Genomic DNA, 1,720 nt, shown 5'->3' on the forward strand with positions numbered 1-1,720 from the left:
GTTGCCCACTACTATAGCCTGGGCGTTATGTCCTAATCGAGCGCAGTCGCTTCATCAGGGCGGGGCGATTGCTATAGTCGGTCTTGAGCCGCTCGAGGCGCTGGCTAAAGGCAGGTAATTGTCCCTGGTGCTCAGCCAAGTCCCGCAGGTCTTTGAGCAGTTTTGTGGCCTCATCGTAGGCATAGGCTTGTTTCACCTGAATCAAATCCAGCACCCGATCCCAGGTTTTCTCCGCTTTCGGGGCCAGGGCCTCCAGCGCTTTGATGCGCTTCTTTTGGGCGGCAGCTTGTTCCTTTTGTTGGCGTTTGGTCTGCTCATCTGCGGCGATCGCCATCAGGTCCGAAAATCGCCGCTGCCCTGGGGCTGGGGACGGTGGCAGGGGTAAATCAGCTGCTGCCAGTTCCTTCAGGCGGTTGATTAATTGCAAGTCAACGTGGGGTTCTCGCCGCACCAGTTTCAGCAAAAATTGCTGGCGTTCTACTTCAGTCAGCTGGGGCAGCCACTCTTCCAGGGGCGGGGCTGGGGCTGGCTGATGGCTAGGGCTGGCCTGGGCCGCTGCCGCCACCAGGTCGGTATCCAAACCTACCAATTCCATATAGTCCATCAGGGGCTGGGTTAGCTTCCCCAGGTTAGGAGGCAGGGGTGGCTCCAGCGGGTCTTCATCTTCGTCATAGGCCATCAGGTTAGGACATAGGCGCAACCAGGCCAAATACAGTACCCTCAAATCCCCGGCCAGCAGGTCATCCCGCAGTGGCAATAGCTGGGGCAGCCAGCCTTCCCCTTCAACCCAACCCATCATTCCCTCTTCGTCCCGAATCTCAATGTTGAGAATCAGGTGGTCGACGGTGGTAGAGACAGTGATTGCATCTTCAATTTCATAGGGTTTAAACCAGGCGGGGTCAACCAGCGCTTTGGGCAAACGAAACATGAGTTGCCAAGTGCCCCAGTTAGCCAGGTAGAGCATCGCGTCAAAGTACTGGGCCAATATGGCCTCCGGGTCACCCCGAAAGTCGCCATAGTGATAGACAAAGCTGGCCCGATGCGGGGTAACCTGCGCTCGACTGGACAGCGCTTGCAGGGTTTTTTGCTCTTGGGAAGTCAGGGCGCGATCGAGGGCTTGAAACTCGTAGTACTGGTATTCGCTCATGGGTGTGAAGTTAGGCAGAACGTAGGAGGACGTAGCAGGTGGACGAATAAATTGGGATGCTGTCTATAGCAATCCGTCTTTGATTCATGGAGGTAGTACGGGCATCTTGCCTGGGCAGGCGAGACGCCTGCCCTACGAATTTTCACGATTCACGTAGGATCTTAGAAATAGCCTACCGCAGGCCAAGGATGATCCAGCCCAGTAGTAGCAGGGTGGGCACCAGGCTCAGGTAGCGCCATGGAGTCACTGGGGGAGTGCTGTCTGACGGCGATCGCGATGAACCAGTCTTCCCCCCTGGCAGGGGCCACAGCCGCCGCAGACTTAACCTAACCAATAGCACCAGGAGCACCCACCACAGGGTCAAAGGCAGCCATTGCCAAGGCTCCAGTTGATGGGCCAGGGCCAGGTACAGGCTGGGTTCTAAGGCTTCTTCGATCGCTTTAAATCGAGAAGCAGGCGGCGGCGATCGCCACAAAGTCCAGCCCTGATACCCCAAGAAACTAGCCAGCACCAGCGTTAATATCAGGCTGCCCGCGCTCAGGGGCGGGTGGGTAAGGGGTCTCCGGTTAACAG

2 protein-coding genes are annotated in these 1,720 nt (G+C 57.2%); both read right to left on the reverse strand.

The features are described from left to right. Window positions 1-25 precede the first annotated feature (25 nt). Entirely contained in the window at window positions 26-1,147 is a 1,122-nt protein-coding gene (locus E1H13_RS26440; RefSeq protein ID WP_169617943.1) for a hypothetical protein, read from the reverse strand. A 172-nt stretch (window positions 1,148-1,319) separates the two neighbouring features. Continuing rightward, window positions 1,320-1,720, reverse strand: a 401-nt coding sequence (locus E1H13_RS26445; RefSeq protein ID WP_206071122.1) for a hypothetical protein, incomplete at its 5' end; no start/stop codon positions are given.

This window comes from Nodosilinea sp. P-1105 (genome assembly GCF_012911975.1).
Classification (GTDB): Bacteria; Cyanobacteriota; Cyanobacteriia; order Phormidesmidales; family Phormidesmidaceae; genus Nodosilinea.